The organism is Polynucleobacter sp. MWH-UH25E (genome assembly GCF_018687095.1).
Classification (GTDB): Bacteria; Pseudomonadota; Gammaproteobacteria; order Burkholderiales; family Burkholderiaceae; genus Polynucleobacter.
The window spans coordinates 1,629,969-1,645,858 of the sequence record NZ_CP061286.1; the positions used below are offsets into that span (position 1 = coordinate 1,629,969).

At 44.2% G+C, this 15,890-nt stretch carries 12 protein-coding genes and 1 tRNA gene; 5 read left to right on the forward strand and 8 right to left on the reverse strand.

Annotated features, from left to right (window positions below):
• Window positions 1-36: 36 nt before the first annotated feature.
• Window positions 37-444, reverse strand: coding sequence for a hypothetical protein (locus ICV39_RS10065; protein WP_251372667.1), 408 nt, complete (start codon window positions 442-444; stop codon window positions 37-39).
• A gap of 179 nt (window positions 445-623) precedes the next feature.
• On the opposite strand from ICV39_RS10065, the gene ICV39_RS08510 reads away from it, so the two are divergent.
• Complete coding sequence (locus ICV39_RS08510; RefSeq protein WP_251372668.1) at window positions 624-1,577, forward strand: hypothetical protein; 954 nt, start codon at window positions 624-626, stop codon at window positions 1,575-1,577.
• 20 nt (window positions 1,578-1,597) lie between these two features.
• On the opposite strand, the gene ICV39_RS08515 is transcribed toward ICV39_RS08510, so the two are convergent.
• Complete coding sequence (locus ICV39_RS08515) at window positions 1,598-2,386, reverse strand: GAF domain-containing protein (protein WP_215389662.1); 789 nt, start codon at window positions 2,384-2,386, stop codon at window positions 1,598-1,600.
• Between the two features lie 491 nt (window positions 2,387-2,877).
• Between ICV39_RS08515 and ICV39_RS08520 the strand changes: the two genes are divergently transcribed.
• Window positions 2,878-4,377, forward strand: coding sequence for a Fic family protein (locus tag ICV39_RS08520; RefSeq protein WP_215389663.1), 1,500 nt, complete (start codon window positions 2,878-2,880; stop codon window positions 4,375-4,377).
• A gap of 395 nt (window positions 4,378-4,772) precedes the next feature.
• Here ICV39_RS08520 and ICV39_RS08525 read toward each other — a convergent pair.
• Together ICV39_RS08525 and ICV39_RS08530 are read right to left on the reverse strand one after the other, a co-directional pair.
• Window positions 4,773-4,860: transfer RNA gene (locus tag ICV39_RS08525), tRNA-Ser, on the reverse strand.
• An 18-nt stretch (window positions 4,861-4,878) separates the two neighbouring features.
• Window positions 4,879-6,015 (reverse strand): NAD(P)/FAD-dependent oxidoreductase, encoded by a 1,137-nt coding sequence (locus tag ICV39_RS08530; protein WP_215389664.1) that lies wholly within the window; start codon window positions 6,013-6,015, stop codon window positions 4,879-4,881.
• A 95-nt stretch (window positions 6,016-6,110) separates the two neighbouring features.
• Between ICV39_RS08530 and pgi the strand changes: the two genes are divergently transcribed.
• From pgi to ICV39_RS08545, 3 genes are read left to right on the forward strand one after another with little or no spacing between them, the layout of a single operon-like run.
• Complete coding sequence (gene pgi, locus ICV39_RS08535; protein WP_215389665.1) at window positions 6,111-7,604, forward strand: glucose-6-phosphate isomerase; 1,494 nt, start codon at window positions 6,111-6,113, stop codon at window positions 7,602-7,604.
• Window positions 7,605-7,649: 45 nt separating this feature from the next.
• Window positions 7,650-9,035: a phosphomannomutase/phosphoglucomutase gene (locus ICV39_RS08540; RefSeq protein WP_215389666.1), complete on the forward strand. Its 1,386-nt coding sequence runs from the start codon at window positions 7,650-7,652 to the stop codon at window positions 9,033-9,035.
• Between the two features lie 6 nt (window positions 9,036-9,041).
• Window positions 9,042-10,775: a TRIC cation channel family protein gene (locus ICV39_RS08545; RefSeq protein ID WP_215389667.1), complete on the forward strand. Its 1,734-nt coding sequence runs from the start codon at window positions 9,042-9,044 to the stop codon at window positions 10,773-10,775.
• Here the strand turns inward: ICV39_RS08545 and ICV39_RS08550 are convergent.
• Genes ICV39_RS08550 through ICV39_RS08565 form a run of 4 tightly spaced genes read right to left on the reverse strand, consistent with a single transcriptional unit; the run spans window position 10,772 to window position 15,888 of the window.
• On the reverse strand, window positions 10,772-12,217 hold the full coding sequence (locus tag ICV39_RS08550; RefSeq protein ID WP_215389668.1) for a cyclic nucleotide-binding domain-containing protein: 1,446 nt from the start codon (window positions 12,215-12,217) through the stop codon (window positions 10,772-10,774). The two genes, ICV39_RS08545 and ICV39_RS08550, sit on opposite strands and share 4 nt — an antisense overlap.
• Window positions 12,214-12,813 carry a lytic transglycosylase domain-containing protein gene (locus ICV39_RS08555; RefSeq protein WP_215389669.1) on the reverse strand — a complete coding sequence of 200 codons (600 nt, stop codon included), beginning with the start codon at window positions 12,811-12,813 and terminating at the stop codon, window positions 12,214-12,216. The genes ICV39_RS08550 and ICV39_RS08555 overlap by 4 nt, the downstream gene beginning before the upstream one ends.
• A complete protein-coding gene (locus tag ICV39_RS08560) occupies window positions 12,813-14,057 on the reverse strand; it encodes a type II secretion system F family protein (protein WP_215389670.1) in 1,245 nt (414 codons plus the stop codon). The genes ICV39_RS08555 and ICV39_RS08560 overlap by 1 nt, the downstream gene beginning before the upstream one ends.
• Before the next feature lie 10 nt (window positions 14,058-14,067).
• Window positions 14,068-15,888 carry a GspE/PulE family protein gene (locus ICV39_RS08565; protein WP_215389671.1) on the reverse strand — a complete coding sequence of 607 codons (1,821 nt, stop codon included), beginning with the start codon at window positions 15,886-15,888 and terminating at the stop codon, window positions 14,068-14,070.
• Window positions 15,889-15,890: the final 2 nt, after the last annotated feature.

Below are 15,890 nucleotides of genomic sequence, written 5' to 3' on the forward strand. Positions count from 1 at the left end.
AGCAGTTTCTTTTGAGGTCAGTGGGTCAAAAACAATTCAACCAGTATTCGTTTTCACGAAACTGATATTGGATAAGTCAAAGCCGCGTACTTGATAAATCTTGTCTGGTACTACCTCATATAGGCCATAACCCATATTGAGAATGGCTTGGCGTTGCAAGGATGGATGCACGCTATCGAAATCTTTACCCTGCAAAAGAAAATCGTAGCTACCCACATCCCAGGCAACGTTGCCTGCATCAGCCTTGATAGTTTTATAGGTAGGCGCCGCTATAAAACCTCTTTTGGACTCTTCAAAGTCACGTTGATCTTCAAATGGCAGTGTTTTACGTAAACCATTTTGTAGTTCAACCGTGTAACTCGATGGCATTTTGCCTTTGGAGTCAAAGTGCTTACCTTGCATGGCGCCAGAATCAGTAACAACCCCACCACCTCCTGCAGCCATAACACAGCCACCTCCTATTAAAGAGAGATAACCGCGCTCAGCAGACTGAAATTTCGACTCATCTTCGAGACCCTATGAAGGCAACATTAATTGAATGCAACCCATCATATGGCATCTATGAATAAAGGGCAACGAACCTAAAACTGATAAATTAGTTTCATTCATTAAAATTAACTTGCATGTTTTCATATCGGATCTCCACCCTATTCTTGTTACTTGTGTTGATGCTCGCCAATTGGGGTGACGCTCAAGCACAATCCGCTTTTTACAATGCCGCGAATAATTATCTCAAGAAGCGGGCAGATGCCTTTATGACAATTACTGGGTACTCACTGACACCTGATGTCACCACGGGATCTTTATCCATCCGCAACAATGGCAGCGACTACTCGGACTTACAGATGATTTCATTGGGTGGGGGTGATCGTATAAGCGCAAGCTTTCCGCTCTATCTAGAGGGAACAATGGCGGTAAATCGTTATAACCCAACATTTACAGATGGCATCGGCAATAGTTCGGTAACGGTTCCCGTTCATTGGAATAGCGTGACAGGCACTGGCGGTATTGGCTGGGACTTTCCAATCACGAATGAACTCCGCATTAGGCCGATTGCAAATGTGATGTTGGGGCACTTAGAGAGTGACATATCCATTGCATCTCGCGTTTTACAAAATCGAACTGGCGTTGATATGCAATTTTTAAATGGTGGCCGCATGAACTCTTATGGACTTGGTGGTTCTGTCATGCTCGATTATGAAACCTATCAGCCTGACCAAGAAATTGATGTTGAACTGCGATATACCAATATCCCAGTAAGAGCTTTTGATTCCTCCACCGCAGTACAAGGTTCCGCAGACTCACAAAGTGTCGCAATCTGGGCTCGCAGTAGAGTTCCCACCCCCATTACACTTTTAGATAGGCCTTTACGTGCCGTCTTTGAATTAGCTCATACCGAGTTTCTGGGTGATTTGCGCGGCGCCCTAGGGTTTGATTCGCTCTCTTCGATTGGCACCGGGATTGAGCTTGATAGAAGCGCGTCCGATCCTATCTTTAGCAGAATAAGGCTGGTCTTTCGCTATCAGTTTGGTCAAAATGTCCACGGCACTTCAATAGGATTGGCCGCTAGTTTCTAAATAGTTACTATCAAATCTCTTTAGCGATGAATAGCAGCAACCAACTGAGCACCTAGTTTTTCAAATAAATGAATCTTAACTGGGCCAAAAGAGTTGGGCTGATCTGAATAAAGAATTAATATACCAATCGGCTTCTTATCTATAAATAGAGGCACAGAAACCGTGCTGCGAATACCAAATTCTTTAGCCTTCTCTATCCAAGGCCCAAAATTAATAGCCATATCAATATCTGAGATAGCAACTGTTTTCCCACTCCGAATTGCAACCCCAGTAGGTCCAGTGCCATAATCGCTCTTAGGATCCCAACTCAAAAGCAAGTTTTTGCCATACTCCTTAGCCTTACCCTCGCTAGCCACAATTTCTATCATGGCATGAGAGTCGATTTTTGCAAAACCTACACATGCACAAACATATCGCTCTTGGTTTGTTATTGCACTACAAATATCTCTTGCCAGAATAGGAATACTTTTTTTGCTATCAATTTGCTCTACCGCCAGCGTATAAGCAGATAAAGCATGAGATTGAGCTTTAAGATAATCATGGCTAAGAATGTCTGAACCCACCAAAAGAGCGGCGGGGTCATTTGATGAGGGATTTGTCTCAAAACATTTCTCTAAATATTGAGCTAAATCTTGGTAGTACTTAATTGTCTCAGCCGTTGGGGACGGAATCTCAATACTTGAGTCATCTTCACTCTGATGAAGTTCTATAAAGCCTAGTGTTACTAGGTCTTTTAAATGCTTACTTAAGATGGCACGCGAACCAATTTCACTGCTAGAGAAAATCAAGTCATCCATAGAAACAATCAAACCCTCATCCCAATTGAGCATGATTTTTTCAAGTAAACGTTCTGCCACGCAATCCAAACGCTTTCGACCAACAAATAGATCAAAAAATTGCCTTAACTTAGCATATCGCAGCACTGAATTTGATGCTGACATTATTCGCTTTCGCCCCCTGATTTTCTTAATGAAAAGAATAATATTTAGTAGTTGATATCTACTATTTTATGACAAAAATAATTCCAAGGTGCAAGCGCTTTATTGAGCATGAGCCTTTGAAATGAAGAGAAGCATTTCTTTATCTGTAGCCATCAAGGGTTCGTAAGCCACCCTTTTGGGGCGCCCTTGACGGAATAGTAATTGGGTGTAATTGGGTGTAAGTGTGGGTAAAAAATATTCCCCCAATAGAACAATCAGCATACAGAAAATGTGGTTATTTAACATAAATATGCATTTTTATTGACAATAATTTATAATATTAGCGTTATTATTGACATTTCTCGGTAAATAAAGGCCTTATGAGCACTTCTATTGACAACCTCCCCCTCCTTCTCTTTAGCTCAGCAGAGGACAAAGCTAATGCTCAGCGAGTCTCTCGCTTAGCAAGGGCTGGGCGTTTGCGTAAGATTCATAGCGGTGTTTATACGAGCGATCTTGAAAGCCCTCTCGAGCAAATCATCAGGCCTCATTGGCAAAAAATTGCCGAACATCTCTATCCAAATTCAGTTGTAGCCTACCGCTCCGCGCAACTAGGAAAGCCTGATGATCAAGGCAATATCTTTCTAGTTCATGGCAAGCGGGTACGCACGATTGAGCTTCCCGGTCTTAAGTTACATATTTTGCCGGGTGCGCCTGCCATTCAGAATCACAGCCCTTCGGTAAATGATATACCTTATGGAAAACTCTTTTTTTCATCAGAAGCAAGAAGACTTTTAGAAAATCTCTACACCGGCAAAGGTTCCGAGATTCGCACGATGGGACGCCCATGGGTAGAGTCACACCTAAGCAAGCTTTGCACAATTCATGGGGAATACAAACTCAATGCCTTACGTGATGATGCCAAATCCATTGCTAGCGAACTTGGTTTAGATGCTCAATTTAAAGCCCTGACGAACATTGTTTCCGCCTTAATGCAAACTGGCAAGACTCGCTCATTGCGCGCTGCGGATGCCCTCGCCCGAGCCACTGGCAAGCCGTACGATCCAGATCGCATTGAGATTTTTGAAACTCTATTTACCGCCTTAAGACAACCGCTTCCCCTCTTTGCAGACCCAACCAAGGCTGGGATAAGCACATTTAACTTTGCCTTCTTTGAATCCTATTTCTCAAACTACATTGAGGGCACTACATTTACCGTTGAAGAAGCCACAGAAATTATTTTTGACGGCAAGATTATTCCTAAGCGCAATGAAGATTCACATGATGTGCTAGGTACCTTTAAAGCCATCATAGAGCAACCCTTCCGCTCTAAGCTCCCTAAGAATGAAGATGATTTCTTAGCATGGCTACAACAATGCAACCACCAAATACTTTCTAGCCGACCAGATAAAAATCCAGGCCAGTGGAAAGAACAATCTAATCAAGCAGGCAATACCATCTTCGTGCACCCTGAGCTGGTAAAGGGAACATTGCGCGAAGGCTTTAAACGAGTCACCTTACTTGAGGATCCTTTTGCGCGCGCATTAATGGCTATGTTTGTTGTTACCGAGGTTCATCCATTTATGGATGGCAATGGCAGAACTGCGCGCTTAACTATGAATGCCTACTTAACCCAAGCCTCCGCTTGTCGCATCATCATTCCTACCGGGTATCGTGAAGATTACCTTTTGCCGCTCAAGGCGCTGTCGCAAAACAATGATCCAACCCCATTCGTACGCTCGATGACTCGAGCATGGAACTGGACTGCTGGATTTGACTATTCTGACTTTGCCAAACTCTGGGAAAAAATGAAGGCTTGTAATGCCTTTACGGACAACCCCTCCCAATACCAATTGCTTGATCCGCACGATATAAGCTAATTTATTGACCTAAATACTTTAAATATGCATTTTTATTGACATAATTGGATATTTAACCGGGAAATAGACCATTTTATTGACGCGAATTCTCATCAGCCCGTGCCACGGTGGACGGCAATTAACTTCTAATGCATAGAGCGCACGAGCCCCACATAAACCTCTCGAGAATCAGCAGACCATTCAATGAGATTGCACAAATGAAATTTGGGGGTAACTTTTGAAATTCGTACCTTTTTGGTAGTGCTTAACCTATTGTTTTTGATCTAGAAAATGGGATTTAGTACGATCTCAACCGACTCAATAAATTTGAGCAATGTTTTCGTAGTGGGTAGAAAGGTGGGTAGATGGGCCACAAAAACAAAGAGTCTTATGAATAGGGACTCTGCTGTTGTATATGGCGGAAGAGGTGAGATTCGAACTCACGGACCTTTGACAGTCGGCAGTTTTCAAGACTGCTGGTTTAAACCGCTCACCCACTCTTCCTTTTGAACTAAACAATGATTATAAAGAACTTTTGATTTGCCCCTCTAAATGCATGGCAATTGCTAGGCTTGCCGTCAGCCCAGGTGACTCAAAGCCATATAAATTATAGAGTCCTTGCAATCCATGGTCGTGTGGGCCGTTAAAACAAAAGTCTCCTGCGGGAGCATTTGGAGGCACGATTTTTGCTCTAATACCAGAGTAGTCGGGCTGTAAGGCACCATCTTTAAGTTGTGGCCAATAATGACGCACGGCCTCATAGAAACCCTCACCTCTTCTAGGATCAACTGTGTAGTCCACTTCCTCTTCTGCTTGGATATCTAGCCATTCCACATCGGGACCAAACTTAGCCTGTCCACCCATATCTAAAGTAAAGTGAACGCCCAGACCACCAGGCTCGGGTATTGGGTAAATCAAATGGGTAAAGGGTGATTTGCCTGAAAGAGAAAAATAATTGCCTTTAGCAAAATATGCTTTAGGAACATTCTCTGTATTCAACCCCTCTATTTTGCGAGCCACTGCAGGCGCACTCATACCGGCACAATTGATGAGGAGTTTAGTCTGCAAGCTCATACCATCCACACCTCCAATCTCCAGCTCAAAGCCACCTTCTGCATTGACGCCTATTGGGATTGCTTTCAACAAAGGGGATTGGTAAGCAATCATGCCACCGGCATCCTCAAAGCCACCCAATAGTGAAAGCATGTAGCCGTGACTATCGACGATGCCCGTGGTGGTGGATAAGATTGCGGCTACGCATTGGAGATTGGGCTCCAGAATGTTTGCCTCTTCTCCCGAAATCATTTTAATCCCAGGCACCTCATTATTTTGCGCCTTAAACAGAATCGCCTGCAAATCGTGTATCTGAGTTTCATCATTAGCAACAATTAGCTTGCCATAGGGCCTAGTAGCAACCTGATGAGTACGACAGTATTCATACAAGAGATGATTGCCTGCAACACAAAGTTTGGCTTTCAGCGAGTCCTTTGGATAGTAAATCCCAGCATGAATCACTTCGCTATTACGTGCACTGCTGACTGTGCCGAAGGCATTCTCTCGCTCTAGCAAAATGGTTTCACGACCCTGCAACGCCATTTCTCTAGCGATAGCCAGGCCAATTACCCCTGCACCAATGACTACACAGTCCACCCGCTCCATTTATCCGTCCTAGGGCTTGATCTTTGAATATCCTGAAATCGTAACATTTTCAACGTTTTAGAGGGATTCAAGGTGAATCTTGATAAAATTTAGCAATGCCTTCAAAACCAACCACAATCAATCCCAGCCCTTTATTTTGCGCTCAGGATATCGTATTGGATACCGCTTATCAGGGTATCGATAGCAAGGGTTGGAAATCTCTCTTTCGGCAAGCGCGGGAGGCCAAACTAGAGCAATATATCGAGGACTTATTTGCTGGCAAGGCGGTTAATACCTCAGAAAATCGTCCTGCTCTTCATTCTGCCCTCAGAAATCTCGATAAAAAGCCTGTATTGGTAAATGGGCAGGATGTCATGCCTGAGGTTGCAGAAGTTTGGCGTCGCATTGAGGGCTTGTGCAATAAATGGATAGGCGTGACCGACGTCATTCATATTGGCATTGGAGGATCTGACTTTGGCCCTCGACTCGCAATTGAAGCATTAGCTCACGTTCCCGATATCAATAGTCGCGGCATGCGCATGCATTTTCTGGCAAACATTGATACCGCTGAATTAAATCGTATTCTGCAACGTGCGCACCCTAACAGCACCCGCATCATTATTGTCTCTAAGTCATTCACAACCTTAGAGACCACCATGAACGCCAGAGCAGTAGTCAAATGGCTCAAGGACAGCGGCCGTAATGATGTTCAGATTGCCCAAGCCTTGTTTGCGGTCACGGCAAACGTTCCGGCAGCCCTAGAATTTGGGGTTGCCAAAGATAATGTCTATCCATTTTGGGATTGGGTGGGAGGACGTTACTCCGTATGGTCTGCAGTTGGTTTACCCATCGCACTGCAATATGGCTTTGATACTTTTAAAGAGTTTCTAGCCGGTGCGCAACTCATGGATCAGCACTTTAAGTCAGCACCTCTTGAAGAAAATCTTCCCGTGATCATGGCGCTAGCCTTGATCTACCAACAAAAGAAACACCACATCAAATCCTATGCAGTAATTCCCTACGCTGATGCGTTAGATTGGTTTCCAAAGTGGTTACAACAATTGGATATGGAGAGCAATGGCAAAAGCGTTGATAAAAACGGTATGCCAGTGAAGTTTTCCTGCCCTGTAGTATTTGGTAGCTCTGGCAGCAATGCGCAACATTCATACTTCCAGCTGTTGCATCAGGGTTTAGATGTGATTCCGATTGACTTCATCGCAATATGCGAACCGATGAGCCACCTTGCGGAAGCAAAAGCACATCACCGCATTCTGTTATCTAACTGTTTAGCTCAAGCGCAGGCACTAGCCAACGGCAAAAAAACAGAAAACCCGAACAACACCTATCCTGGCAAACGACCAAGCAATTTGTTGATTCTTCCCAAACTCAATGCATTTTATCTGGGCGCCCTTCTAGCACTATATGAAAATCGCACCGCTGCATTGGGTGCACTATGGAATATCAACAGCTTCGATCAGCCCGGCGTTGAACTTGGCAAGATATTGGCCAAGCCGATTGAGGCTGCATTAAAAGATGGCGGCACCGTGCAAGCGGGTGACAACATCGATGCTATTACGGCTGCCCGTATCAATCTTTTTAATCAATCTTAAATAATTAAACCAACACTGTTGCGTAAGTTATCCAAAGGAAATTCAATGCAATTATCGCCAACGATTTTTAAAGCTTACGATATCCGCGGCATTATTGATGAGACCCTTGATCCCTCGATTGCAAAATTGATAGGTCAAGCTTTTGGCACAGAGATGCGCGAGCTGGGCGAAACTGAGATTGTGATTGGTCGCGATGGACGTTTATCGGGCCCGAGCCTGATTGAAGCATTAACTGAAGGATTGCTATCTACCGGCATTAATGTGATTGATCTTGGCATGGTAGCTACTCCAATGGTGTACTTTGCCGCCAATCAAGTGATTGACGGCAAGAAACCCAAGTCAGGAATCATGATTACCGGTAGCCACAACCCACCAAACTACAACGGCTTTAAGATGGTATTGGGTGGTGCTGCGATCTATGGCGACCAAATCCAAGCTTTACGTAAACGTATAGAAGCGCAGAAATTTATTACCGGCCAAGGCACTCGCTCCACCTTTGACATTTTCCCAATGTACCTCCAATACATTGTTGGCGATATCAAACTGGCCCGTCCAATTAAAATCGCGGTGGATTGTGGCAATGGCGTTGGTGGCGCCTTTGCAGGCAAACTCTTCAGAGCGCTTGGTTGTGAAGTGCAAGAACTTTTTTGCGAGGTGGATGGTCATTTTCCAAACCATCATCCTGACCCAGCCCATCTTGAGAACTTACAAGATCTGATCAAAAACCTACAAACCACTGATAATGAATTAGGTCTAGCATTTGATGGTGATGCCGATCGCTTGGGCGTCGTTACCAAGGATGGTCAAGTTATTTTCCCTGACCGTCAAATGATGTTGTTCGCGAAGGACGTGCTCTCACGCAATCCTGGAAGTCAAATTATTTACGATGTGAAATGTACTCGCAATCTAGCCACTTGGGTGAAGCAACATGGCGGAGAGCCTGTGATGTGGAAAACAGGTCACTCTCTCGTTAAAGCCAAGCTCAAAGAAACAGGCGCACCTTTAGCCGGTGAAATGAGTGGTCATATTTTCTTTAAAGACCGCTGGTTTGGATTTGATGATGGCCTTTACACCGGAGCTCGTCTACTAGAGATCCTCTCCAATGAAAAAGACCCCAAGCAAACACTCAATGACCTACCCAATGCGATTTGCACTCCAGAACTGCAACTAGCCTGCTCTGAAGGCGAGCCTTTTGCTTTATTAGAAACCATCAAAGCAAATGCCAAGTTTCCCACTTCGGAAGCCATCAACACAATCGATGGCGTGCGTGTCGAATACGCCGATGGCTTTGGCTTGGCAAGGCCGTCCAATACTACACCTGTGGTGGTGATGCGTTTTGAAGCGGACAATGAAGCAGCCATTAAACGCATTCAGGCAGAATTTAAAATCGCCCTCTTAAATGCGAAACCAGACGCTAAACTCCCTTTTTAATTACTAATGCGCTCAACATTTTTCAGTCGTTACTTGCGGTGTTTAGTGCTATGGCTTGTGCTGCTTGCCCCACTCTCAATTAGTCATGCTAAAGAATCTATCTCCGATCCAATTCGGGTGCAATTAGCATGGATGCATCAAAGTCAGTTTGCTGGATTTTATGTTGCCCAAGTGCGCAAGCATTTTGAAAACCAGGGATTGCATGTCACCCTAATTGAGGGTGGCCCCAATATCAACCCCATTATCGAACTACAAGAAGGTAGAGCCGATGTCGCCGTATCCTGGCTTGGTAATGCCTGGAACCTATCATCCGATGGCAAGCATGTTACCAATATCGCGCAGATATTTTCTGGCTCATCTCTATCGGTAGTATGCCGAATTAGCGCTGGAGTGTTTACCCCTAAAGATATTACCGGGAAAAAGATTGGTGTTTGGAATTTAGGTGATGAAACTGTTGTAAACGAGATGCTACACCTCTTAGACATCCCCAAAAGCTCAGTAGAGCTTGTGAAGCAAGCCCCCAATGGACAAGATTTAATAGATGGAAAAGTGGCTTGTGCAACAGCTATGACGTATAACGAGTATTGGCAAGTTTTAGAAAAAGGAATTCCCTCAACCGATCTGATTGTCATTAATCCGGAAGTTTTTGGCATTCCGCATATAGAGGATGGCCTATATGTCATGACTGATCGCCTGAACTCTCCAGTTTTTCGAGAGCAGTTGGTAAAGTTAACCAAAGCACTTCGTACTGGTTGGAAAGAGGCTCGCATAGCGCCTACTCTTGCCGTTGAAATTGTCCAACGCAAAGCGCCAACACTAAATAAAGAGCATCAAAAGCACATGCTGGAAACGGTATTAGGCGTGATACCAGCAAACCCCGATGAGTTCGGCCTCTTCGATTTGGGGCGTTATCAAGCTGAAGTAAATCGCCTGCTATCCCCAGGGAGAATTAACCCGACACCAGAGCGTATTTGGACTTATGAAATCTGGAATGCGCTTAAAAAAGAGGATAAAAATATCACTCCTTTAACCCAAGCTACGAAGTTTTATGTTTCAAACACTACCAGCCTGCTGGCATTTAAGATTTTGGTGTATTTCGGTGTCTTTACTTATGCCCTATCTGGGGTTCTAGAGGCGATCAACCGGGGCTACGACCTCTGGGGTCGCCTAATCCTCGCATTCTTGTCGGGAGTGGGAGGTGGCACCCTCAGAGATCTGTTAATTGGCGGCGATCGTTTGCCCTTTTATTACGTCAAAGACCTAACATACCCGCTTGGAATTTTATTGGTCGTACTCTTCACATCGTCGATTGTTGCGGTATATCAAGATGCGCACAAAAGCGATCTATTTAAGAAAACAAAAAAGTATGCTGACATCTTGGGATTCACCGCATTAGCCATTACAGGTGCGGCGATATCGATTTCCTCAAATCTGCAATGGTTCTGGGCGCCAATTTGTGCAGCGCTTACTTGTGCTGGCGGCGGTATGCTCAGAGATATTGTGATTAATCAAGAGCCCAGCACATTTAAGGGGGTCATCTATGAAGAGGTGGCAGTAGTTGGAGCCTTATTTTTAGTTGGCGGATTAATGATCGCCAACCATTTTGAGTACAGCGCCATACCTGTTTACCTCAGCATTATCTTTAGCATTATCTTGATCATCTGTCTGCGTCTGGCAATCTACAAATACCACTGGCACTACCCTAAATTCCTAGGCGGCTCAGGTAAGGATGCTCATTAAAGCTTGCTAAAGAAGCTCATAATTTTCTTGGCGAGGGATTCGCGTCTTTCATTCACAACTTCCTGTTGATTTGCAAGGCTCAATGTTTTTTCATTTTGAGCCAAACGCATTGCCAATAGATTGGAAATACGCTCAACCAAAATAGAATTGGCTTGCAAAATTGGTGCCAAGTCTTGCTTATGAATTTCAATCAAGTGCGCATTATCTCGAGCAAATACATCCGCAGAACGCGGCTCTCCAGTTAATAAGGACATCTCCCCCACGCAGTCGCCAGGCCATAAAGTGGCTAAGATGACTTTATCGCCATTCTCTTTGTAAGTGACGACCTCAAGGATGCCCTCAGCAATGATATACATGCTGTCAGCCATTTCTCCTCGACGAATAATTTGCTGTCCGGAGTTAAAGTGCAAAGAAGTGGCATTTTCAGAAAGTTGCGCTACCTCTTCCTCGCTCAATACCTTCAGAATGCCAAATGGATAAACATTTTGAAGCGGAGGAAAATGACTTGAATGCAATGATGGGACCGATTGCACCAGAATAGAGGATTCCAGATTAATGCCAGAGGATTTTAGAAAGCGCAAAACACTTTTCAGCACTAAATGCCGTGATTGATTATTGGAATAATCGGAAGCGCATTCATAACGAATCTTATAGGTCACACTGCCGGTTTGCACTTGCGTAACATAGTTGCGAAACCAGCCAGTAAATTCCGGGGTATTGCGACAAACGTATTCTAGGGCAGCATCCAGAACCTCTAGAATACGGTCTTCATTGTATTGAATGTCTAACTGCAGAATTGCCTCACGTATGGTTTGCTGAGTTTGCTGACTAATATTTGTAAATTGCAGGGCTAAAAAACGATTGTTCGGTATCCGATACATCCTCAAATCACCATTCGTTTCCAAGGTGACGTAGCGTCGATCCATTTCTTTGATCCGCGCAGAAACAAGGTTACCGTTTTCGTTATATTCGACCCAATCACCAATGGCAATCAAATGATCGGCCTGCAACGTAATGCTCGCGGCCACATCAGCGATGAGGTCACGGAACGCGTAACCAATAGCCAAACCCATGGCTCCCGAGGTAGCTAAAAGAGTGCTGATGGATTGGTCGTACAGAAGGATGAATCCCAATAGACCCATCAAAGCATAAATTAGAATAGTGCCCGCTTGTACTAAGACTGCCGGGATTTGTCTCTTCTGCTTTCTGGCATTAATACGGATCACTAAAATTCGGAATACACAATCCAAAGTAAATGCAAATAAAGCAAACTGAAGCGCCGCAAGAATATCACTGAGCACCGGCATCTTATCCAGATTTAAATGAGTTTCTTGCCAGCCCCAGGGAGTGCCTAAAAGCTTGTTGATGAAGTGGGCTACTCCAAAATTAAGTAGGGCTAATATACAAAGAAATAGTCTCGGTCTTTTCAAGAAGAATTTCACAATGAGCCCCCTGGAAAACGATATTTAGACCGCCAAACTGCCAGCACCATATTGGGATAGGTATCTTGACCAAGGCTACCGTTATAACGCGCAAGACCTCGAGCAACATCTTGACCCTCTACTTCTAAATAGTGTTTCAAGATGATGCAGCCATAGCGTAAATTAGTACGGACATCAAAGAGAGAGTCTCGTGCATCACCAATCAGGTCCTTCCAAAATGGCATCACTTGCATTAAGCCACTCGCACCGACCCCAGAAATCGCAAAGCGATTAAAACCACTCTCCACCTCAATTAGAGCCAGGACCAAATCTGGGTCTAAGTTAAATCGGGTCGATTCATAATGAACCATCCGTAACCATTCACGTCGCAAAGACTCATTTGGAATTTTGTTGCGCAGATTACGAGACTGATAGGATATCCACTCAACAGCCTTAGTGGCCGACTCAAAAGAGCTGAATGGCAATGGTTCTGATGTTAAAGACTGCCTTAACTCGTAACGATTGGCCAAAGAGATTTCTTGATAATTCGGGCTAGCAAAAGCAATATTGCCCACGAAGAGCAATAAGATTATTGGGTAAATAATAAAACGGCTCATTATCCCGTAACGACCTGGCCCATTTTGAAAATAGGTAAATACATTGCCACCAGAATAAAACCAATCACACCACCTAAAAAGCAAATCATGATGGGCTCCATCATTTGCGACATCTTCTCTACAGAGGAATCAAATTCTTCCTCATAATAAGTGCTGATGGTTTCTAACATTTCACCCATATTGCCTGTTTGCTCACCAACAGAAACTAACTGAGAAAACGCACTGGGAAACACTTTAATTTTTCCCAACAAAGCCGAAAGTGGTTCGCCAGAAAAAACTCCCCGCTTAGCCTCCTGAACACCGTCCCGTATCACTTCATTTTTACTCGATTCAGCAGTGATATCCAAGGCCTCAATCACGGGCACACCAGCATTGGTGAGGTTTCCATATACCATTGCCACCTGAGCCACATTGGAGTGCAATGCCATATTGCCAATCAAGGGCATGCGCAATATCAACTGATGCCACTTTCTTCTAATGGTGATATTTCTCTTAATGATCATCCGAAATGCAACAATGCCACCGATCAAAAGTACCGCTAATACACCACCACCCATGGGGTCGCGAATAAAGTTACTTAAATTAACAATCATTAAGGTTGGTGCTGGCAACTGCGAGCCAATACTACCGAACATTTGGGCAAACACTGGCACAACAAAGATCATCATGATGGCCAGCACAATCGTTGCTACGATGAGCAAGATTGTGGGATAAAGCAATGCGGACTGAATACTTTTACGAATCTTAATTGTCTTGCGAATACTCAATACCAACTTATCCAAAAAGATATCTAAGCTACCGCTTGATTCGCCAGCGCGTACTAAGTTGATATAAATGGAATCAAAAATATCAGGGTGTTTTCCAAACGCTTTTGAAAGGCTTGAGCCAGCCTCAACATCTTGATAAATCTCCCCGAACGTTTTTTTCAGCAAAGGATCTTCTACCTGATCTCGCACCATTTCCAGTGATGGCAAAATTGCCAAACCTGAACGCAACATTGTCGCCATTTTCTTGGTGGCAATCATGATGCTGACTAGCTTTACTTTGCGCTGCAGGCTCAATTTAAAATTGAGCTTAAAGGCCTTTTTTTCAGCCTCCTCTTCTACGCGCACCCCCTTAACGAGATGGGTAATAATCACCCCGTCCTCTTTTAACTTATAAGCAGCCTCATCACGCGTTAAGGCACTGATCGTCCCGCTGATGTATTGGGTATTTTTAATGCCTTTCCAATTGAAATCTGGCATAGGCTTTTAATTAATTAAAAATGAGATTGCGTTGGAATTCATGGATAGTTAACACGCCATCTTTAATCATTGTTCTGCCAATTTCTTGAATTGGCCTAAATCCATCGTGAAGCGCTATCTCACGTAAAGTAGTAGCTGGCTCATTATTAATAATGGCCGCACGCAACTTGTCATTAATATGCAAAACTTCATATATACCCATGCGGCCTTTGTAACCCGTGTTGTTGCACTTGTCACACCCCGCCCCAATAAACGGTTTAGTTGTCTTTGCCTCTTCAGGGCTAAAGCCTAAATCAAGCAATATGGCCTCATGATTACCAGTATGTTCTTGTTTGCAATGGGGGCAAATTTTTCTGGCTAAGCGCTGCGCAACGACTAATGTCAGGGCCGCTCCAATCAAATAACCAGGAATGCCCATATTGACTAGACGCACAATGGTACTAATCGCATCATTCGCGTGCAAGGTGGATAAAACCAAGTGGCCTGTGAGCGCAGCTTTAATCGAAATATCCGCCGTATCTTTGTCGCGAATCTCACCCACCAAAATTACTTCAGGATCTTGACGCAAAAATGAACGTAATGCTTGTGAGAAAGTCAGGCCAATATCATCCCGAATTTGCACCTGCCCAATACCATCCACAGTGAATTCCACAGGATCTTCAGCAGTCAAGATATTGATGTCCGGCTTGTTTAGCCTGCGCAAAGCACCATAAAGAGTGGTAGATTTTCCGGAACCTGTTGGACCCGTCACCAAAACCATGCCCTGAGAGGCATCAATCGCATCGGTCAGCTGCTTATATTCTTTCTCAGGAAAGCCAAGGTGGTCCAAGTCAAAAGAGACACCTTCACGATCTAGAATACGCATCACGATCCGCTCGCCATAAACAGTCGGCAATACGGAGACACGTAAGTCAATGTCGCGGTTATTGGGGAGTGCTGTCACAATGGCGCCATCTTGCGGCAATCGCTTTTCAGAGATATCAAGCGCTGCCATAATCTTGATGCGAGTTGTCACGGCAGAATAATTGCTGAATAAGAATTCTTTTAGCTCTTTTCTTTCTTGTAAAACGCCATCGATTCTATAACGCAGAGTTGCCACATCTTTATATAACTCAATATGAATATCACTGGCACCTTTTTGAACTGCATCAAAAATTAAGGCATTCACAAACAGAATAATTTGCCCACCTTGGTCGTCTTGATTTGCACCAGCTAGACCTGAAGTGGTCTTGGCACTAGCTAATGCGCCTTCCTTAGCAGCCTTTTCTCCAAAAAGATTGCTACTCTTCTTTTTAGTCTTCAAAGCATCTTTGATTTGAATTGCGGTGGAATTGGCACTCCCACTCAAAGGAGAACCATGTGCTTCACTCTTACTGTCTGTGGATTTCTGCGAAGCGATTAGATCAAGTAGACGCTGCATCTCAATAGGAGAGATGACATTTGCCACAATTTTTTTGCCGGTAATTAATTTGGCGCTACTAATACCGCGCAGTGCACTTGGCTCAGAAATTGCTACAGAAATTTCTTTGTCATTTGCAGCAAAAGGGACAATCCGATTATCAATCACATAGTTTCTGGGAATCACATCGGCATAATGGCTTGAGAAATCCTCCAAGATTGCCATTGGCGCAGGCGGTAAATCCAAGTAATGCGAAAGGCTCTCCTTTACCTTCTCGTCACTCACATAGCCAGAGTGCACTAGAACGTCATACAGAAACTTGCCGCTTTGGCGGCTTTGTTGCTCAGCGATATTGTAATTTGCAGAATTTACTAAGCCGCGATCCAAAGTGAATCGAGCCATTTCTTGAGAAACGTCTGACAATGAAGCCATTA